Raw genomic sequence first — 18,433 nt, 5'->3', positions numbered from 1 at the left:
ATGAGGTGCTTGAGCACGAACCAGGGGCCGCCCTCCTAGAGCCGGTCGAGAGCCTGCGCGAGGTCCGCGATGAGGTCGTCGACGTCCTCGATGCCCACGGACAGGCGCACCAGATCCGCCGGGATCTCCAGCTGCGTGCCCTCGGTGGACTGGTGGGTCATGCCGGCCGGAACCTCGATGAGCGACTCCACGCCGCCCAGCGACTCCGCCAACAGGAACTCGCGGGTCGACTCGCACAGCTTCGCCGCCGCCTCCGCGCCACCGGCCAGGCGCGCCGACACCATGCCGCCGAAACGCTTCATCTGCGACTTCGCCACCTCATGATTCGGGTGCGACTCCAGGCCCGGGTACAGGACCTGCGAAATCTCCGGGCGCGACTCCAGGAACGCGGCGACCTTCTCGGCATTGTCGCAGTGGCGGTCCATGCGCAGACCCAACGTCTTCAGGCCGCGGGCGGTGAGGAACGCGTCGAAAGCGCTCGGCGTCGCGCCGATGCCGCCGCGCAGGAAGTCCAGCTCCTCATCCAGCGCCGCATCGTTGGTGACCACCGCACCGCCGATGACGTCCGAATGGCCGCCGATGTACTTCGTCGTCGAATGCAGCACCGCATCCGCGCCCAGCTCCAGCGGGCGCTGCAGGTACGGCGAGGCGAACGTGTTGTCCACGATCAGCTTCGCGTCCGCGCCCAGCTCCGCATTGGCCTCCTTGACCGCCGCGGCGATGCCCGCGATGTCGCCGACGGTGAGCAGCGGGTTCGTCGGGGTCTCGATCCACACGATCTTCGTGTTCGGCCTGATCGCCGCGCGCACCGACTCGACGCTGCCCAGGTCGGCCACCGAGTACTCCACGCCCCAGTCGCCGAACATGGTGTCCACCAGGCGGTACGTCCCGCCGTAGGCGTCGTTCGGAATGACGATGTGCGCACCCGGGCGCAGGTACGCGCGCAGCAGGATGTCCGTCGCCGCCATGCCCGACGCGAACACCCGGCCGTAGCGGGCGCCCTCGAGCTCGGCGATCGCGGCCTCCAGCGCAGCCGACGTGGGGTTGGCCACGCGGGTGTACTCGAAACCGCCGCGCAGCACGTTGATGCCGTCCTGCGCGAACGTCGAGCTGGCGTAGATCGGCACGTTCACCGGGCCGTACAGCGAATCCGGGTGGTAGCCGGCGCGCACGGCGGCGGTGTCGAAGGCACGCTCGGGATGCGCCACCTCGTGGGTCGAGTCGTAGTCGGCGCCGTCCTTCGGGGCGTGGGACTGGTCGGCGTCGGCCTGGCTCATTGCGATCTTCTCCTGCTCGTAATCGGTGCACGCCGCCGACGGGCGCGTGACGGGCACGGCCCGCCGACGGCGAGCGGGGTGCCCGTCATTATGCCCTTAGACCGAGCTGTCTACAAACGAATGGCGAAAAACCCCGCGAGAATCCCGCGGCCCCGATAGCGTGGGACCATGACTCGGGACGACAACGCCACCGACCGCACCGACCGGATCAGCGACGCCGCCACCGACCGCACCGAACGCCCACACGACATCGTGGTGTTCGGGGCCACCGGATTCGTCGGTGGGCTCGTCGCAAAGCATCTGGCCGCGCACGCGCCCACCGGAACCTCCATCGCACTGGCCGGACGCGACCGCGCGAAACTATCGGCCCTGCGCGACGACCTGCCGGACACCGCCGCGGACTGGCCGCTCATCGTCGCCGACGCCGCCTCCGACGCCGACATGCGGGCACTGGCCGAATCCACCCGCGTGGTGCTCACCCTCGTCGGGCCGTACGCCCGTTACGGCCACCCGCTGGCCCACGCCTGCGCGGCCGCCGGCACCGATTACGTCGACCTGACCGGCGAAGTGCTCTTCGCACACGACTCCATCGCCGCCAACCACGAACTGGCGCAGTCGACTGGCGCGCGGATCGTCCACTCGTGCGGCTTCGACTCGATCCCCTCCGACATCGGCGTCAAGGTGCTTCACGACGCCGCCGCAGCCGCCGGAGACGGCAACCTCGGCGAAACCACCCTCGTGGTCACCCACATGCGCGGCGGAGTGTCCGGAGGCACCATCGACTCGCTGCGCCAACAGCTCAACGACGTCAAGGCCGACCCCGACCGTGCCCGCATCGCCGGCACCGCCTACTCGCTCAACCCCGGACTCGAGGGGCCGGGGCCCAGGCGCCAGGACGACGCACCCATCGTCCCTCGCCGCGACATCTACCTCGGCGAGACCGGCGCGTTCGCACCGTTTTTCATGGCGCCGTACAACACCCGCGTCGTCCGTCGCACCGCCGCCCTGCTCGACGCCGAGGGCCCCGACGGCTACGGCGACGGCTTCCGCTACCGCGAGGTCATGTCCGTCGGCCGCGGCCCGAAGTCGGCCGTCCGCGCCCGCGCGTTCAAGGCCGCCATGGGTGCGCTCATCGGCGGCATGACGTTCGGCCCGACGGCGAAACTGCTGGACAAGAAGCTGCCCGCACCCGGCGAGGGCCCGTCCGAGGAGGACCGCGCCCACGGCCGCTTCACCATCGACGTCCACTCGCTGACCCTGTCGGGCGCCCAATGGACCAGCCGCGTCGAATTGGAGAAGGACCCCGGCTACGACGGCACCGCCATGATGATCTCCGCCGCCGCCCTGGCCCTGGCATTCGACCGCGACCGCCTGCCGAACCGGACCGGCGTACTCACCCCCGCGTCCGGCATCGGCGACGCCCTCGTCGAACGCCTCCGCGAGGGCGGCATGAAGATCGGCGCCCGCAAGCTGGGCTGACCCGCCCCGCCCCTACCGAAAGGACCACGCCATGGCCCTGCCCCGCACCACGTTGACCCACGGCCCCAAACTCCCCGCCGTTTCCGGCCGCGCGCTGGTCACCGGCGCGTCCTCCGGCATCGGCTGGGCCTGCGCCGAGGCGTTGCGCGACGCCGGGTTCGACGTCGTCGGGACCTCCCGCAAGGGCGCCGACGCCCCGCACCCCGACGGCATCGAGATGATCGCCCTCGACATGGGCGATCGCGCCTCCATCGCGGCCGCAGCCGACGAAGTCATCTCCGGCGGCGCCCCGTCCGTCGTCATCGCCAACGCCGGCGAAAGCCAGTCCGGCCCCTTCGAGGAGCTGCCCGCCGACGCCCTCAACAGGCTGTTCCAGGTCAACGTGCTGGGACAGGTGGATCTGGTTCAGCGCCTGCTGCCGTCGATGCGCGACGCCGGGCGCGGCCGCGTGATCCTGGTCGGCTCGATGCTCGGCGGTCTGCCGCTGCCCCACCGGTCGTCGTACGTGGCCACGAAGGCGGCGCTGCGCGGTTTCGGCATGTCGCTGCGCGGGGAGGTGTCGCGCTTCGGCATCGGCGTCACCGTCGTCGAGCCGGGCAGCATCAACACCGGCATCTCCAACCGCCGCACCAAGTACGGCGCCGACGTCGACTCGCCCTACCGCGACGACGCCCTGACCATGCTGAAGAACCTCGACGCCAACGAGGCCAAGGGCATCTCCGCCGACGACGTCGCCGAGACCGTCATGCACGAAATCACCGCCGAGCGCCCGCTGCCCCTGGTCGCCCGGGGATCGAGGGCGGGGCTGGTCGTGCCGTTGACGCGGGCGCTGCCCACCGAGGCGACGCTGGCCCTCATGCGTCGGGTCCACGGCCTGAAGTAGCCGTCCGGTCTCCCTCGCGCTCGCGCCTGCGCCGCCGCACGAGCAGCACGACGGCCACCACCGCCACCACCGCGCAGGCGACGTAGATGACCACCGAAAACCTGTCGATCCACTCGCCGACGATGTGCCACTTCGCACCGAGGATGACGCCCAGGTACACCAGCACGCCGTTCCAGATCGTCGACCCCGCGGTCGTGTACAGGGCGAATTTGAGCAACGGCATCCGCCACAGTCCCGCAGGCACAGAAATGATGGACCGGATGCCCGGGACCATGCGGCCCAAAAACACCGACGCCTCTCCGTGTCGGCCGAACCACTCCAGCGCGTAATCCACGTCGGATGCCCTGGTGAGCGGAAGCTTCTCCGCGATCGCACGTACGCGCTCCGCCCCCAGCGCCGCCCCGGCCCAGTAAAGCACGAACGCGCCCACCACCGAACCGCCCGTCGCCCACGCCACCGCACTCCACCAGGTGAACTTGCCGGTCGTGGCCGTGAACCCGGCCAGCGGCAGGAACAGCTCCGAAGGCACCGGCGGCAGGATCGTCTCCACGAGGATCGCCAACGCGATGCCCGGCGGACCGAAGACGCCCATGAGGGACACTGACCAATCGATGATCGTCTGCACGGGGCTCCTTCATCGCAGCTCGCGGACCCGGGGACCGGCCGCATTCCAGCGATTTTCGCGTTTTCGGGGACCCCTGCACAACTCCCCGCCGCCCCAGATGGTTCCCGCCCAGGCGGCGGGGGTAGCGTACGCGCCACCGTGAAACGGGCGCGGGAGCCACTGTATTTTCGCTGGTGGAACGGTGAAATTGGGTCAGACGGAGCAACAGGGCCCCGTCACCGGGATACGGAAGGACCCGCCATGAACACCACGTACACCAACGACACTTCGCTTTACGACGGCGCCGAGGCGCGTGGCACGCGGACCGTCGCAAAGCACCCCGAGGGGCGCGGACCGGCGGCGACCCTCGGTGAGGCGCTGCGGCGGCCGGGCTACCTGTTCACGAAATGGCCGTGGCTGGCACTGGGCAACATCATCGTCGGGCTCGCGCTGTCGTCGGTGCTCGGCTCGGTCATCCTGCCGCTGCTGGTGATCAGCCTGGTGCCGCAGATCCGGAATCTGCTGTGGCCGGCGCTGCTGCGCGTCGAGGTGTGGCGCCTGCGACTGATCGACCGGCCCGGCGCCGACGCCATCGGGCCGCCCATCGACCGACTCGCCGACGAGGGCGGTACCCCGACGTTCTCCCAGTTCGCGCACCTGGCGCTGGTGATCTTCCTGCTCTTTCCGTTCACCGTGGGCGTGGCGTTCCTGCCGGTGATGTTCACCATGCTGTTTTCCCCGTGGCCGTTCTTCGACGGCACGCCCGTGGAGGCGCTGGACCCGAACGCCACCGACGCAGAGTTCGGCCAGGGCGTGTACGACGCCGTCATCGCGCCGCTGCCGACGTGGATGCTCGTGGTCTGGATGGTCGTCGCGGTGGTGGTCTTCGCCATCGCGCTGCTCTACTCCGCCGGGCTGTGGGCGTGGGCGACCGGACGTCTGGGCCGGACCCTGATGGCGCCCGACGAGGAGCAGCTGCGCGCCGACGTCGACCGCCTCGAATCCTCCCGCGCCGACGTGCTCGACGCGGCGGCGATGGAACGCGCGCGGATCGAGGGGGCGTTGCATGACGGCGTCCAGCATCGGCTGGTCGCACTGACCATGAAGCTGGGCATGGCCGAGGCCGAGGACCCCGAGGGCCCCACCGGCAAGCTGGCCGCCGAGGTGCATGGCGACGTCGACGAAGTGCTCGCCGACCTGCGTCGCGTCATCCGCAACATCCAGCCGCGGGCGCTGTCCGAGCACGGATTGCGGGCGGCAGTGGCCGACCTCGCCGCCGAAATGCCAATGCCCGTCGACGTCGACGTCCCGTCGGTGCGGATGCCCCGCCATATCGAGGAGGCGGCGTTCTTCTTCGCCTCCGAGGCGCTGTCCAACGTCGCCAAGCACTCCGGTGCCTCGCGGGCGACGGTCGTGGCGGCCATCGATGAACCGGCCGAAGGCGCGGATGGTCCGGCCGCGGGTGCCGGCGGTGAGCGACGCGGCACGTTGACGCTGACCATCGCCGACGACGGGCGCGGCGGTGCCGTCGAACGGGCCGCCGGGCTGCACGGCTCCGGTCACGGCCTGCGCGGGATGCGCCAGCGCGCGGCGGGCGTCGACGGTACCGTGACCGTGACCAGCCCCGACGGGCGCGGCACCACGGTGACGCTGATCTGCCCGACGCGGATCATCCCCGCGGCGGCCGACCGGGCGACCGTCCAGGCAGACGCCGCCAACGACACCGCCCCGACCCCCGAGGAGGATTCCCGCCGATGACCGCCGCCACCCCCGCGCGCTCCCCGCTGCGCATCGTCCTCGCCGAGGATTCGCCCCTGCTGCGCGCGGGGGTGGAGGCCGTTCTGGGCCGCGGCGGCCATGAGGTCGTCGCTGCGGTCGGCGATGGCGACGCGCTGGTCGCCGCCGTGCGCGCCACCGTCCCGGATCTCGTGATCACGGACGTGCGCATGCCGCCGAATCATTCCGACGAGGGCCTGCGCGCCGCCGCGCAGATCCGCCGGGAGCGCCCGACGCTGCCGATGATCGTGCTGTCGCAGTACGTGTCGGTGGCCTACCTCGATGATCTGATGGCGGGCGGCGGCCGCGGTTTGGGGTATCTGCTCAAGGACCGTGTCGCGCACGTCCGTCACTTCCTCAATGCGGTCGCGGAGGTGGCGACCGGCCAGACGATCATCGATCCGGAGGTTGTCCGCGCGCTCGTCGGCGGTGCGGCGGCGTCGGGCCCCATTGCGACGCTGACGCCCCGCGAGCGCGAGGTTCTGTCGCTGATGGCGGAGGGCCGCACGAATCACGCGATCGCCGAGGAGCTCGTCGTCTCCGAGGCGGCGGTGCGCAAGCACATCGGCGGGATCTTTTCCAAGCTTCCACTTGACGACGGTGCCGACCGCCGGGTCTCGGCCGTGCTCGCGTATTTGCGTTCGGAAGGCCGGTAGCGGGGACGAAGGCCGCTGTCGGAGGCGCCGGCCGTCGTAAAGCCCGCCCGGCCCCATTCGGGGGGTTTGCCCCTCAACGCCGTTAACGGCCGCTCGCCCGCGGGGGTTCCATCGGTAGGGTTGCCGCATGACTGTGACGCGGAACACGCACGGGAGCCCCGGCGAGCCCGACGAACCCACCCCGCCACCCGCGGCCGACCCTCACCCTGCGGACTCGACGGCGACCTCCACCGCCGCCGAGCGCCCCGCATTCGGTCACCGCGACTGGCTTCGCGTCGCATTGGCGATGTTCGCCATCGGTTTCGGCGCGAACCTCTTCGCCCCGATGCTCGAGGTCTACCGCGAACTCAACGGCACCGGCCAGTCCTCCGTGACGGCGATGTTCGGCATCTACGCCGCCGGCCTGGTCCCGGCGCTGCTGATTTTCGGCCCGATCTCCGACCGCCGCGGCCGCCGTGCCGTCCTGCGCCCGGCGATGCTCGTATCCGCCACGGGCACCGTCATCCTCGCGTCGGCGTCGTTCGGCCCGGAATGGCTGCTGTTTCCGGGCCGTTTCATCGTCGGTGCGTCGGTGGGCATGGCCATGGCGTCCGGGGCGGCGTGGATCAAGCAGCTGTCCGTCGACAAGCCCTCCGCCGGCCCGAGACGCGCAACCGTCGCCGTGTCAGCGGGTTTCGGCGGCGGCCCGCTGGTCGCCGGCCTGGTCGCGCAGTTCGCGCCCGAGCCTAAATTGGTGCCCTACCTGGTGTTCCTGTGCGTGCTGGCGGCGGCCACCCCGATCATGTGGTCCACCCCGGAAACCCAATTCCCCTCCGACGGCGCGGCCGCCCGGCGCGGCCCGCTGATCCCCAAGACTGCGCTGACCGGCACGTTCCTGTGGGCGGTGGCGGCGTGGGCGCCGTGGGTGTTCGGCACGGTGACGGTCTCGTTCGTCACGTTGCCGATTTACGTCGCGCAGGACATCGACATGAAGATCGCCTACATCGGCGTGCTGGCCGGTGTCGCGATGATCTCGGGCATGCTCATCCAGCCTGCGGCCGCCCGCGTCGCGGAGAAGGGCGTGTTGCCGCTGTCGGTGATGGCGCTGGGCATCGCCTGCGCGGGGATGCTCGCCGCGGCGGCGACGGTGTGGCTCGACAATGCGGCGCTGGTGTTCCCGTCGGCGCTGATCCTCGGTTCGAGCTACGGCATCATGATGGTCGCCGGGCTCCGCGAGGTCGAGGCCATCGCCCGTCCCGACGAGCTCGGCGCCATGATCGGCGTGTTCTACGCGTTGTCGTACATCGGTTTCTTCGTTCCGTTCATTCTGTCGCTCGTCGCGCCGCTGGTCGGCCGGATCACCGGGTTGGGCGACGTCGCGGGCATCATCCTGTGTCTGCTCTTCGGTGCGGTGGTGTGCGTGGCGTCGATGGCGCCGGTCGCCCGGGCCGCCGAGGCCGGTCTGAAGCTCGCGCCCGAGGGTCGCCGGTAGGGGCGCCGGCTGCGGACGGGTCGTCGATCAGCCCAGTCGCTCCCACACTTCGCGGTAGGCCCGCGCCAGCGAGTCGACCGTTTCGTGAGCGTTGAGCCCGCTCGGGTTGGGCACCACCCAGGTTTCCGCGCCTCCGATTTCGCGTTGCTGCTTGCCGACGCACACCTTCCGGCCATCCGGCCCGGTCGCCCCGAACGCCGTGCGGAATGCCCCGATGCCGGCGACCATGACGATCTCCGGGCCGCCGCGCCGCCGCCGCTGCCGGGCGACCTTGTCCTCGAGGATTCGACCGCCGTCGCGGATCTCGTCGGCGCCGAGTTCACCGGCCCGCGCCGTCGCCCGCGCTCATCGGCGGCGTTCCTCCGCGCCGAAGAGGATCGCGCGGCCGGACTCGACGGCACCGTCGGAGTGACCGGGGCCGCCGGAGCCGTCGCGTCGGGCCCGGATGGCCAGCTCGACGGTGCGGTCGAAACGAGGGCCCATCGGCGGCACGTCGGCCAGCGGCACCCACTCGGCCGCGGTGTTCTCCCCGTCGGCGGGCCGGGGCTCGTCGGCGCCGGAATCATCGTCCGCGACCCGCGCGAGGAAGGCGTGGTCGAGGTACTGCGCCCGGTCGCCGTTGGGGTACTCGATTTTGCGGGTGACCTGCACGGCCAGCAGCGACTCGATCTCCACGGCGACGGAGGTTTCCTCCAGCGCTTCGCGCACACCGGCGACGTCGGGTTCCTCGCCGGGCTCGACGATTCCGGTGACGGGCGTCCACCGGCCGTCGTCGGCACGCTTGACCAGCAGCACCTCCTCCGCACCGGCTTCACCGCGCACGACGATGACGGTCACGCCGATGAGCCACAGCTCCGCATGGCCGACGTACCTGCGCAATTCCTGAATGAAGTCCGGGGTCATGGCCCCCACGGTAGGCGCAAACGGCGGCGCGTCACTCGGCCAGGGCGCGGATTTCCACGGTGTTGGCGCAGGCTTCGGCGGCTTCGGTGGCCAGGTTGAGGGCGGTTTCGTCACCGTCGGCCTCGATGATCCAAAAGCCGCTGGGGAAGGTGTCTGCGTCGAGGTACGGGCCGTCGACCACGGAGCCGTCGGGCAGGATGGTCCTGGCGTCCTCCGGCGGCACAAGGCCCCCGGCGAGCACCCAGTGGCCGCGGTCCTGGAGGGACTGGTTGAACACGCCGACGCGTTCGAACGCGGCGTGCATGTCCTCGTCCGAGTCGTAGGGGTTGATGTCCCGTCGCCCGTGGACGCTCAGGAGATACTGCATGGCGCTCCTCCATTCCCGGGGTCGGCTCCCGCCCACCGTCTCGGCCGACGACGGCGGCCACTGTCACGCCGAGCCCTCCATTTGCCTACAAAATGGTAACACCGGATCGGGATCGGCGGCAGGGACGATTCGTCGTTCGCCTGCGCCGACGGCATGATCCGGCATCCGGATCCTTCGCTTAACGACGCCCGCCTCCTCGCATAGGGTCGTGTCATGTCAGATTCGACGAACGCGAAGCCTGCGGGGGACTCCGGCGACACGACCGGCGACGGCCCGATCCGGGTGGTCAAGATCCACGATCTGCGATCCGGTGACGTGACCGCCGGAGATGGCCGGACGATCCTCGTCGACCGCCTGTGGCCGCGCGGAGTGGCCAAGGACTCGGTTGACCTGGACGACTGGTTCAAGGAGGTCGCCCCCTCCCCCGACCTGCGAAAATGGTTCGGCCATGATCCGGACCGGTTCGACGAGTTCGCCGACCGCTACCGCCATGAGCTCGATGAACGGACGGCCGCGATCAATCGCCCGGATTCCGACGCCGGCGACCGTTCCTCCGACGACGATGACTCCGACGACGATGAACTCGCGGAGCTCCTGGCCGCCGCGGCGGATGCGACCGTCGCAAAGCCCCTGTACCTGGCGTACGCGGCGAAGGACCGCGACCACAACCACGCCCTGGTGCTCGCGGCATGGCTGCGCGACGAAATCGACTGAGCCGCCGTCAGAATCCGGCGCGGCCCGTCCGCGCGGCGGTGACGGCCGCACGCCCGGCGATCAACGCCTTCTTCGGGGAACCGACGCGGATGCGGGTGACGGCGATCCGCTCCGCCGGGGTCTCGCGAAGCTTCTTCGACAACTCTGTGAACAGGTTCGTCGCCGCCAGCACCGCACCACGCGCGGCGCCCGGCAGCAACGGGATGGCCACGCGCGCGTCGGCGACGTTGGCGTCGATGTCGTCGAGGAGCTTGTTCTTGATCGGCTCCGTGAGCGCATGGCCGTCGAGCTCGTCGAAGTACGTCCGGCCCAGCTCTCCGGTGTCCTCGGCGAGGTCGCGGAGGAAGTTGATCTTCTGGAACGCCGCCCCGAGACTGCGGGCCCCGGCGACCATCGTTTCCCGGTCGGCGTCGTCGACGGGGTGGTCGGCGAGGAAAATGGACAGACACATCAGACCGATGACCTCGGCGGACCCGTAGACGTATTCGTCGAGCGCGTCGTGGTCGTACGTCGTCTCGGTCAGATCGCGGCGCATCGATCGGAAGAAGGCGCGGACGTGCTCGTCTTCGATGCCGCAGCGCCGCACCGTGTCCGCGTAGGCGTGGAGCACCGGATCGGGGTGGAACGGCATGGCGGGCGCGCCGAGCACCATCTCCTCGTAGTGGTCGAGCAGCTCGCGAACCTGCTCGTCGGTGCAACCGGCTTCCGCCGCAGTGCCGTCGACGATCTCGTCGGCGATGCGCACCATGGCGTACAAGTTGCGGATGTCCTGCCGTTCGCGCTTGCCCAGCAGTCGGGTGGCCAGGGAAAACGACGACGAATACGTGTCGATGACCGTCGAGGTCGCCTTGCGCGTCATCCGGTCGTACGTCGGAATGAAGCGCTTGCCGACGTCGCCGCGCTTGCCCTTCACCGCACTTCCCTTCTCACGACCGGTTCTTCACCGCGATCACTCCTGCGCCGCCCTCTCGTTCCGGCGGCGTTCCCTTCCGAGACTAGCCCGGACCGCACCCCGTACAACATCGGCGCCTCACCGCGATGACCAGTGTTTAATCGGTGTCATGGACGCCGCCCGCCTGGTCGGCCCCGGCGACGGCACCGACGATGGCACCAACGACACTGAACGTCGTTTCCCCTAAAGTGTTGGCATGCGAATGCTTCGCATCGGCACGCTCATCATGGCCGTCTTCACGGTGCTGTGGTCGAGTTGGGCCTGGCCATCGCCCAATCCGGTGCTGAGCATCGCCGGCATCGCCTTCGCCCTCGCCGCTGCGGTTGTCGCCGTCGTCTCCCTCCTGCGGGGCCGCCGCGGGCGGGGCGGGTCGTCGCAAAGCAAGGAAGAAGCAGTGCTTGACGACGCACAACGCCGCCCAAAGCAGCGTGGGGCATCGCGGATCACGGTGGCGGCCATCATCGTGGAAGTCATCGCGATCTTCGCCGCCATGCGCTGGCTGGGCTCCGCGAACCCGGATCTGATCCAGCCCACTATCGCGCTCATCGTCGGCGCGCATTTCCTCGTCTTCCAGCTCAGCCCCGCCACCCGCGGCGGAGTGCACGTGGTCATGGCCGTGCTCGGCATGACCGTCGGCGCCATCGGCATGCTGATGATCAACGGCGACCGCCCCGCCGACATCGTCCACGCGCTGGTCGGGCTCGGGATGGCCGCGATCACCCTCGGCTACGGCGTGCTGTTCACCCGGGCGCTGGGGCGCACGGCGGCGGTTTCCCGCCACGACCGCTAGAACCCAAGAACGCCCCGAAACGGCGAAAAACCCCGGATTCTTTCGAATCCGGGGTTTTCCCGTGGTGGGCGAAGGGGGACTTGAACCCCCACGTCCCGAAGGACACTGGCACCTGAAGCCAGCGCGTCTGCCATTCCGCCACTCGCCCGTGGCAACGAGGAATACAATAACACCAGCACTCCCACCGACACCAAACCCGCAGGCCAAACGCTGTTTTCGGGCCACTGAACCGATACGACCGTCACGTCGTGAAGCACGCCCGCACCCACCCGAATCCGCCGCGCGCCAACCCCCGGAAGCGTGCCCCGCCCACGCCGAAAAAGCACGTGAGCAGCCCCCGCATCCCCATCCGACCCAGGTCGAGTGGTAGCAAACGACCGTTCTCTCGGGCTGCCCCGCCCCTATACTGGTGCTCGCACATACGCACGCGCGGGCGTCGCGGTCGCAACCGTCACGGCGGTCACGGCCGGCGGCGTCCGCACCCGATAGCCCGCGCCCGCCCCCGGCTGGCCGGGGGAAGGCGAAACGACCCGCAGATGGATTTTCTGGGACGCATCAGGAAGCTCGACAGCTCGCTGCAGCGCGGGCTGGACAACAGCTTCGCCCGCGTTTTCGGCGGCAAGGTCGTGCCCAATGAGCTGGAGGAGTGCCTGAAGCAGGAGATCGAGGATTTCCTGATGCAGGACGCCGACGGCCGTTATCTGGCTCCGAACGACTTCCGCATCGGCGTCAGCGCGAAGGATTTCGCCAACCTGTCGGCGGGCGGCCCCGACCTGCCGTCGGAGTTGGCCGACCGGATGGCCCGGTACTGCCGCAACAACGGGTGGGCGATGTCCGGCTCGGTGACGGTGCGCGTGCAGCAGGTCGATTCGCTGCACACGGGCCAGTTGAAGACGGCCAGCCAGTTCACGGAGGGCTACCGCGACGAGTCCGGCTTCATCGGCGGCGACGGACAGCCGGTCACGCCGGATGCAGTGCCTTCTTCGCGTGACGACGACCCCCGCACCACCTCTTCGCCCTCCGCGCCGCAGGAACCGTCGAACCGGTTCGGCGGTGGCGAATACGGCAACGAGGACGGTGAACACCGGTTCGGCGGCGGATTCGACGCCGGTGCGTCGGGAGCCGCGGGTGCCGCAGGGGCCGCCGGTGCCGTGGGCGGAGCCGCCGCCGCAGGCGCCGCGGGCGAAACCGAATCCCGCTACCGCGCCCCCGACGACGACGCTCGGCCCGCACCCGGGAAGTTCGGCTCCGGGCAGGTCGATTCCGGCCAGCCGGGCATGTACGGAAACCCCGGTGCCCCCGACGATTACCGCGACTCCGGATACGCCGACCGGGACTACGCCGACGACCGTGCGGCCGACTCCCGTGCCGACGTCGGGGCGTCGCAAAGCAACGCCCACTCCCCCTACGACCAACCCGTCCAGGTCCCGCCGGGTCCCGCCTCGCCGGAACAGGAGCAGCTCACCGTGACCCTGCTGCTGCAGGACGGATCCAACCGCACCTTCGAGGTCAAGCCCGGATCGAACATCATCGGCCGCGGCACCATCTCCGACTTCCGCCTGCCCGACACCGGCGTATCCCGGCAGCACGCGGAGATCACCTGGGACGGCCGCGACGCCGTCCTGGTGGACCTGCACTCGACCAATGGCACGATGGTCAACGATTCACCGATCGACAACTGGCTGCTCGCCGACGGCGACGTGATCTCGATGGGCCATTCCGTCATCGAAGTCCGTATCCGTTAACCGGGCCCACCGGCCCGGACACCGGGAGGGCATCCACCCACCGGCCGGGAAACCGGCGCCGAACAGGCGCCGCGACAAGGAGGTAAGTACGTGGAGGCGATCGTCTTCCTACTGTCCCGCATCGCCGTGCTGGTCGTGCTGTGGTTCTTCATCTGGATGACCCTGCGCGCCCTGCGCGCCGACGCCAACGCCGCGTCGGGCCTGCGACCGGTGCGCGCCGCCGCGCCGCCGATGCGCAGCCGGCCGTTCCACCGCTCCCAGACGCCCCACCAGCTGCTGGTGACCGCCGGCCCGCTGGCCGGTTCGCGCATGAACCTGGCCAACCAGCGGGAAATCACCATCGGCCGCGCCGATGACTCCGCCTTCGTCCTCAACGATGATTACGCCTCGTCGCACCACGCGCGCCTCATCCCCCGCGACGGAGATTGGTACCTCGAGGACCTGGATTCCCGCAACGGCACGTTCCTCAACGGCCAGCGCGTGGAACAGCCCGAAAAGCTCCAGCCCGGGATGGAGATCCGCATCGGCCGAACGACTTTGAGGTTGCAGCCGTGAATTATTCGCTCGATTACGTCGCCATTTCCGACCGCGGTCTGGTCCGGCAGAACAACGAGGACTCGGCCTACGCGGGCCCCCGCCTGCTGGCGTTGGCCGACGGCATGGGCGGACACGCCGCCGGCGAGGTCGCCTCGCAGCTGATGATCGCCCAGGTGTCCAAGCTCGACGCCGACCAGCCCGACGCCGACCTGCTCGATGCCCTCGCGCTGGCGTGCGCAGAGGGCAACTCCTCCATCGCGGAGGAGATCGACGCCAACCCGGCGACCGAGGGCATGGGCACCACGCTGACCGCCTTGCTTTTCGACGGCGAACGCGTGGGACTGTGCCACGTGGGCGATTCCCGCGGGTACCTCCTGCGCGACGGTGAACTGACCCAGATCACACGCGACGACACCTACGTCCAGTCGCTCGTCGACGAGGGGTCGCTGACCGCCGAGGAAGCGTCGATGCACCCGCAGCGGTCGCTGATCCTCAAGGCGCTGACGGGCCGTCCGGTGGAGCCGACCCTGAAGTACCGCGAGGTGCGCCGCGGCGACCGGTACCTGCTGTGCTCCGATGGCCTGTCGGACCCCGTCTCCCGCGAAACCATCGCGGAGGCGCTGGCCGAGGGCACGCCGAAGGAGGCCGCCAACCGGCTCATCGAGCTGGCCCTGCGGTCGGGTGGCCCGGACAACGTCACCATCGTCATCGCCGACGTCGTCGCCGCCTCCGCCGACACCCCGAACGAGCCGGCGCTGGCCGGGGCCCTGGGTGCGATCGACTCCGAGGCGCCGCGGCCCAACACCTCGGCGGGGCGAGCCGCCGCGATGCGCCCGCCCGCCGAACAGGAACGCGCCGTGACCACCGACCCGGTCGATGACCCGCCGAAGCAGCGCGGCCGCTGGCTGGTGGCGACGTTCGTCGTTCTAGCCCTGGTGGCGTCCGCCGCCGTGGGCCTGTGGGGGTGGCGCAAGAACAATTCGATGTACCACCTCGCCGTCGAAGACGGGGTGATCCAGGTGATGCACGGCGTCCCGGGCAGCGTGCTCGGCTTCTCCCTGCATTCCCACCACCAGTACATCTGCCTGTCCGACGACAACGCCGTGACGCTGCCCGACCCCGAATCGGACCGCGGCGACCTCGACTGCCACCTGATGACGCCCGAGGACCTCTCCCCGTCCGCACGGTCGCAGCTCGACGGTTTGCCGGCCGACTCCTATGACGAGATCCGCGGCCAGGTCGGCCGCCTCGCCGAACAGGCGCTGCCGGTCTGCCTGACCGTCGCTCCCGGCGACGAGGCCGACCCGGCGGACGGGACCACCACGCCCGGCGCGCCCGGCGCCGAGGCGCCGGAGGGCGACAACGCCGACAACGCCGACGGCGCCGACGGGGAAGATCCGGGCACCGGCTCCGAACCGGGCGTCAACTGCCGGGAGGTGCAGCGATGACCGATTCCCGAACCGAATCCCCCGCCCGCCCGGGGCGCAGCCGTGAGCTGATGATGCTTCTTCTCGCCGGTGCGGTGACCCTGCTGGCGCTGGTATCCACCGAGCTCGGCCAAGGCAACACCGCCACCGTCGAAATGCTCTGGATCGTCGGCGGCTTCGTCCTCGTCTTCGGCGTCGCGCACGTGGTGCTGCGCATTTTCGCGCCCTGGTCCGACCAGGTGATGCTGCCCGTCGTCGCGGCGCTCAACGGCCTGGGCCTGGTGATGATCCACCGTCTCGACATGGCCAACGGCACCGGCCTGGTGCGCAACCAGGTCATGTGGACGGTGCTCGGCGTCGGCATGTTCGTCGCCGTCATGGTGCTGCTGCGCGACCACCGGTCGCTGTCGCGGTACTCCTACATCCTCGGGCTCTGCGGCCTGATCCTCCTGGCCCTGCCGCTGGTGTGGCCGTCGTCGATCAACTCCGACGCCCGCATCTGGATCTCCATCGGCCCGTTTTCCGTGCAGCCCGGCGAGTTCGCCAAGGTGCTGCTGCTGATCTTCTTCGCGCAGCTGCTGGTGAACAAGCGCTCGCTGTTCAACGTCGCCGGCAAGCGCGTCCTCGGGCTCGATTTCCCTCGCCTGCGCGACCTCGGCCCGATCCTCGTCGTCTGGGGCATCGCCCTGGTGATCATGGCGCTGCAGAACGACTTCGGTCCCGCGCTGCTGCTGTTCGGCACGGTGCTGGGCATGCTGTACATCGCCACCGCGCGCGGATCCTGGTTGGTCATCGGCCTGATCCTCGTCGCCATCGGCGGCTTCGGCGTGTACCAGGTGTCGACGAAGATCCAGGATCGCGTGAATCACTTCATCGACCCCATCGCCCACTACGACACCGGCGGCTACCAGCTGTCGGAGGCGCTGTTCGGCATGAGCTGGGGCGGCGTCACCGGCACCGGCCTGGGCAACGGCTACCCCGAGAAGGTGCCGGTCGCCCACTCCGACTTCATCCTCGCCGCCTTCGGCGAAGAGCTCGGCTTCGTCGGCCTGTCCGCCATCATCCTGCTGTTCGCCATCCTCGTCGCCCGCGGCATGAACGCGGCGATGCAGGTGCGCGATTCCTTCGGCAAGTTGCTGGCCTCCGGTCTGTCGCTGACCCTCGCCATCCAGGTGTTCGTCGTCGTCGCCGGCATTTCCAAGATGATGCCGCTGACCGGCTTGACCACCCCGTTCATGTCGGCGGGTGGTTCGTCGCTGCTGGCCAACTACATCCTGCTGGCCATCGTGCTGCGCATCTCGGACTCGGCCCGCCGCCCGTGGGGCGCCTTCGCCCCGACGCCGGAGCCGGCCGCGGAGGTGGGGGCGCGATGAACAAGTCGATCCGCCAGGTCATGCTCTTCACGATGGTGCTCATCGTGCTGCTGCTGGCCAACCTCACGTGGGTGCAGGCGTTCCGCACGGAGCAGTACGCCGAAAACCCCCGCAACTCCCGTCAGTTCCTGGAGGAGAAGTCCCGCCATCGCGGTCAAATCAGCGCGGGCGGCGAGATCCTCGCCCGCTCGGAACTGGGCGACGACGGCTTCTACTCCCGCCGCTACGAGGCCAACCCGGAGGCGTACGCCCCGGTCGAGGGTTACCTGTCCGACATCTACGGGTCGACCGGCCTGGAGCGTTCGCAAAACGACATCCTCAACGGTTCCGACCCGTCGCTGTTCGCGTCGCGTGCCATCGACACCATCACCGGCCGCGCGAGCGGAGGCGCGAACCTGGAGCTGACGCTGCTGCCGGAGGCGCAGGAAACCGCGTACCGCGCGTTGGCCGACAACGGCTACGTCGGGTCGGCGGTGGCCATCCGCCCGTCGACGGGCGAGATCCTGGCCATGGCGTCGACTCCGTCGTACGACCCGAACGACATCGCGGCCAACGACGCCGACGCGTGGGCCCGCCTCAACGCCGACGAGGACGCCCCGCTGCTCAACCACGCGACGCAGCGTCCGCTGCCGCCGGGTTCGACGTTCAAGGTGCTGACCACCATCGCGGCCGTTGAAAACGGCGCGAGCCCGGAGACCACGGTCACCGGCGCCTCGGAGATCACGCTGCCGGGCACGAACACGACGCTGGAGAATTACGGCGGCCAGTCGTGCGGCGGCACCACCACGCTGCGGACGGCGTTCGCCCGCTCCTGCAACACGGCGTTCGCGGAGCTGGCGATCGACAACGGCGCGGATTCGCTGCGCGACGTCGCCGACCGCATGGGCGTCGGCGAGGAGTTCGACGGGTTGGGCGTCCCCCAGGAGTCGTCGACCATCGGCGAGATCCCGGATGATGCGGCCCTGGGCCAGACGGCCATCGGCCAGCGCGACGTGTCCTTCACGCCGCTGCAGAACGCGATCATCGCGGCGACCATCGCCAACGGCGGCAAGCGCATGGAGCCGCACCTGGTGAAGTCGATCCAGGGCCAGGACCTGTCGCCGCTGAAGACCATCGAGCCCAAGGAGGTCAACGAGGCCATCCACCCCGACACCGCGGCGATTCTGACGGATCTGATGCGCGGGTCGGAGAACAACTCCGGCGGCAACGGGTCGGCCATCGCCTCGAAGACGGGCACCGCGGAGCATGGCTCGGAGCGCGGCGTGTTGGCGCCGCACGTGTGGTACATCGCCTTCGCCCCGGATTCGGACGTGGCGGTCGCCGTGGTCGTCGAGTCCGGCGGCGGCCAGGGCCAGGGGGCGACGGGCGGTTCCGTCGCGGCTCCGGTCGGCCGGGAGATCATCGCGGCCGTGGAGAGGGCGGTGCGTTGAGCATGAGTTCCGGCACCACTCCCAACGGCGGACATTCTTCGGCCGGCGG

General features: G+C 69.8%; 17 protein-coding genes, 1 tRNA gene and 1 pseudogene. 12 read left to right on the top strand and 7 right to left on the bottom strand.

Features of this window, described 5'->3' with window-relative positions; all coding sequences use genetic code 11:
* Positions 1–35 precede the first annotated feature (35 nt).
* Complete coding sequence (locus HMPREF3121_RS02800; RefSeq protein WP_246580152.1) at positions 36–1,334, bottom strand: cystathionine gamma-synthase; 1,299 nt, start codon at positions 1,332–1,334, stop codon at positions 36–38.
* A 111-nt stretch (positions 1,335–1,445) separates the two neighbouring features.
* Here HMPREF3121_RS02800 and HMPREF3121_RS02795 point away from each other — a divergent pair, with 111 nt between their 5' ends.
* Entirely contained in the window at positions 1,446–2,756 is a 1,311-nt protein-coding gene (locus HMPREF3121_RS02795) for a saccharopine dehydrogenase family protein (RefSeq protein WP_070519670.1), read from the top strand.
* Positions 2,757–2,787: 31 nt separating this feature from the next.
* Complete coding sequence (locus tag HMPREF3121_RS02790; RefSeq protein ID WP_070519668.1) at positions 2,788–3,639, top strand: SDR family oxidoreductase; 852 nt, start codon at positions 2,788–2,790, stop codon at positions 3,637–3,639.
* On the opposite strand, the gene HMPREF3121_RS02785 is transcribed toward HMPREF3121_RS02790, so the two are convergent.
* Positions 3,611–4,264, bottom strand: a complete 654-nt coding sequence (locus HMPREF3121_RS02785; RefSeq protein WP_246580151.1) for a DedA family protein — start codon at positions 4,262–4,264, stop codon at positions 3,611–3,613. The genes HMPREF3121_RS02790 and HMPREF3121_RS02785 overlap by 29 nt on opposite strands.
* Positions 4,265–4,504: 240 nt before the next feature.
* On the opposite strand from HMPREF3121_RS02785, the gene HMPREF3121_RS02780 reads away from it, so the two are divergent.
* The 3 genes from HMPREF3121_RS02780 (at position 4,505) to HMPREF3121_RS02770 (ending at position 8,146) form a co-directional block, all read left to right on the top strand.
* Complete coding sequence (locus HMPREF3121_RS02780; RefSeq protein ID WP_070519666.1) at positions 4,505–6,001, top strand: sensor histidine kinase; 1,497 nt, start codon at positions 4,505–4,507, stop codon at positions 5,999–6,001.
* The gene (locus HMPREF3121_RS02775; protein WP_070519664.1) at positions 5,998–6,675 is read left to right on the top strand and encodes a response regulator transcription factor; all 678 of its coding nucleotides are present in this window, start codon (positions 5,998–6,000) and stop codon (positions 6,673–6,675) included. Before HMPREF3121_RS02780 ends, HMPREF3121_RS02775 begins: the two co-directional genes overlap by 4 nt.
* A 127-nt stretch (positions 6,676–6,802) precedes the next feature.
* The gene (locus HMPREF3121_RS02770; RefSeq protein ID WP_083291203.1) at positions 6,803–8,146 is read left to right on the top strand and encodes an MFS transporter; all 1,344 of its coding nucleotides are present in this window, start codon (positions 6,803–6,805) and stop codon (positions 8,144–8,146) included.
* Positions 8,147–8,173: 27 nt separating this feature from the next.
* Here HMPREF3121_RS02770 and HMPREF3121_RS12840 read toward each other — a convergent pair.
* The 3 genes and pseudogenes from HMPREF3121_RS12840 to HMPREF3121_RS02755 all read right to left on the bottom strand — a co-directional run.
* Positions 8,174–8,488, bottom strand: a pseudogene (locus HMPREF3121_RS12840) (mismatch-specific DNA-glycosylase); the annotation flags it as partial.
* Between the two features lie 3 nt (positions 8,489–8,491).
* Entirely contained in the window at positions 8,492–9,049 is a 558-nt protein-coding gene (locus HMPREF3121_RS02760; RefSeq protein ID WP_070519658.1) for an NUDIX hydrolase, read from the bottom strand.
* 31 nt (positions 9,050–9,080) lie between these two features.
* Positions 9,081–9,416, bottom strand: a complete 336-nt coding sequence (locus tag HMPREF3121_RS02755; protein ID WP_070519657.1) for a YciI family protein — start codon at positions 9,414–9,416, stop codon at positions 9,081–9,083.
* A gap of 213 nt (positions 9,417–9,629) precedes the next feature.
* Here HMPREF3121_RS02755 and HMPREF3121_RS02750 point away from each other — a divergent pair, with 213 nt between their 5' ends.
* Positions 9,630–10,130, top strand: coding sequence for a DUF488 domain-containing protein (locus HMPREF3121_RS02750; protein WP_083291202.1), 501 nt, complete (start codon positions 9,630–9,632; stop codon positions 10,128–10,130).
* A gap of 7 nt (positions 10,131–10,137) precedes the next feature.
* Here the strand turns inward: HMPREF3121_RS02750 and HMPREF3121_RS02745 are convergent, their stop codons facing one another.
* Complete coding sequence (locus tag HMPREF3121_RS02745) at positions 10,138–11,043, bottom strand: phytoene/squalene synthase family protein (protein ID WP_070519655.1); 906 nt, start codon at positions 11,041–11,043, stop codon at positions 10,138–10,140.
* 235 nt (positions 11,044–11,278) lie between these two features.
* Between HMPREF3121_RS02745 and HMPREF3121_RS02740 the strand changes: the two genes are divergently transcribed.
* Complete coding sequence (locus HMPREF3121_RS02740) at positions 11,279–11,872, top strand: hypothetical protein (RefSeq protein ID WP_141742940.1); 594 nt, start codon at positions 11,279–11,281, stop codon at positions 11,870–11,872.
* Between the two features lie 62 nt (positions 11,873–11,934).
* Here HMPREF3121_RS02740 and HMPREF3121_RS02735 read toward each other — a convergent pair.
* A tRNA-Leu gene (locus HMPREF3121_RS02735) sits at positions 11,935–12,020 on the bottom strand.
* Between the two features lie 388 nt (positions 12,021–12,408).
* Between HMPREF3121_RS02735 and HMPREF3121_RS02730 the strand changes: the two genes are divergently transcribed.
* From HMPREF3121_RS02730 to HMPREF3121_RS02710, 5 genes are all read left to right on the top strand, one after another.
* Positions 12,409–13,617, top strand: coding sequence for a DUF3662 and FHA domain-containing protein (locus tag HMPREF3121_RS02730; RefSeq protein WP_070519652.1), 1,209 nt, complete (start codon positions 12,409–12,411; stop codon positions 13,615–13,617).
* Between the two features lie 90 nt (positions 13,618–13,707).
* On the top strand, positions 13,708–14,172 hold the full coding sequence (locus tag HMPREF3121_RS02725; RefSeq protein WP_070519651.1) for an FHA domain-containing protein FhaB/FipA: 465 nt from the start codon (positions 13,708–13,710) through the stop codon (positions 14,170–14,172).
* Complete coding sequence (locus HMPREF3121_RS02720; RefSeq protein WP_070519649.1) at positions 14,169–15,602, top strand: PP2C family protein-serine/threonine phosphatase; 1,434 nt, start codon at positions 14,169–14,171, stop codon at positions 15,600–15,602. The genes HMPREF3121_RS02725 and HMPREF3121_RS02720 overlap by 4 nt, the downstream gene beginning before the upstream one ends.
* The gene (locus tag HMPREF3121_RS02715) at positions 15,599–16,954 is read left to right on the top strand and encodes an FtsW/RodA/SpoVE family cell cycle protein (RefSeq protein WP_070519647.1); all 1,356 of its coding nucleotides are present in this window, start codon (positions 15,599–15,601) and stop codon (positions 16,952–16,954) included. The genes HMPREF3121_RS02720 and HMPREF3121_RS02715 overlap by 4 nt, the downstream gene beginning before the upstream one ends.
* Positions 16,951–18,384 carry a penicillin-binding transpeptidase domain-containing protein gene (locus tag HMPREF3121_RS02710; RefSeq protein ID WP_070519645.1) on the top strand — a complete coding sequence of 478 codons (1,434 nt, stop codon included), beginning with the start codon at positions 16,951–16,953 and terminating at the stop codon, positions 18,382–18,384. Before HMPREF3121_RS02715 ends, HMPREF3121_RS02710 begins: the two co-directional genes overlap by 4 nt.
* Positions 18,385–18,433 lie beyond the last annotated feature (49 nt).

This window comes from Corynebacterium sp. HMSC11E11, from assembly GCF_001807025.1.
In the GTDB taxonomy this organism is placed as follows: Bacteria; Actinomycetota; Actinomycetes; order Mycobacteriales; family Mycobacteriaceae; genus Corynebacterium; species Corynebacterium freneyi.
The sequence above is the reverse complement of the archived record's forward strand: the minus strand, read 5'-3'. Positions and strand labels throughout refer to the sequence as shown.

What these genes read in the sequence shown, in the direction of transcription:
- HMPREF3121_RS02760 (WP_070519658.1), bottom strand. Translation starts at nt 9,049, where the DNA reads ATGACCCCGGACTTCATTCAGGAATTGCGCAGGTACGTCGGCCATGCG.
- HMPREF3121_RS02775 (WP_070519664.1), top strand. Translation starts at nt 5,998, where the DNA reads ATGACCGCCGCCACCCCCGCGCGCTCCCCGCTGCGCATCGTCCTCGCC.
- HMPREF3121_RS02710 (WP_070519645.1), top strand. Translation starts at nt 16,951, where the DNA reads ATGAACAAGTCGATCCGCCAGGTCATGCTCTTCACGATGGTGCTCATC.
- HMPREF3121_RS02790 (WP_070519668.1), top strand. Translation starts at nt 2,788, where the DNA reads ATGGCCCTGCCCCGCACCACGTTGACCCACGGCCCCAAACTCCCCGCC.
- HMPREF3121_RS02770 (WP_083291203.1), top strand. Translation starts at nt 6,803, where the DNA reads ATGACTGTGACGCGGAACACGCACGGGAGCCCCGGCGAGCCCGACGAA.
- HMPREF3121_RS02795 (WP_070519670.1), top strand. Translation starts at nt 1,446, where the DNA reads ATGACTCGGGACGACAACGCCACCGACCGCACCGACCGGATCAGCGAC.
- HMPREF3121_RS02715 (WP_070519647.1), top strand. Translation starts at nt 15,599, where the DNA reads ATGACCGATTCCCGAACCGAATCCCCCGCCCGCCCGGGGCGCAGCCGT.
- HMPREF3121_RS02780 (WP_070519666.1), top strand. Translation starts at nt 4,505, where the DNA reads ATGAACACCACGTACACCAACGACACTTCGCTTTACGACGGCGCCGAG.
- HMPREF3121_RS02730 (WP_070519652.1), top strand. Translation starts at nt 12,409, where the DNA reads ATGGATTTTCTGGGACGCATCAGGAAGCTCGACAGCTCGCTGCAGCGC.
- HMPREF3121_RS02755 (WP_070519657.1), bottom strand. Translation starts at nt 9,416, where the DNA reads ATGCAGTATCTCCTGAGCGTCCACGGGCGACGGGACATCAACCCCTAC.
- HMPREF3121_RS02750 (WP_083291202.1), top strand. Translation starts at nt 9,630, where the DNA reads ATGTCAGATTCGACGAACGCGAAGCCTGCGGGGGACTCCGGCGACACG.
- HMPREF3121_RS02740 (WP_141742940.1), top strand. Translation starts at nt 11,279, where the DNA reads ATGCGAATGCTTCGCATCGGCACGCTCATCATGGCCGTCTTCACGGTG.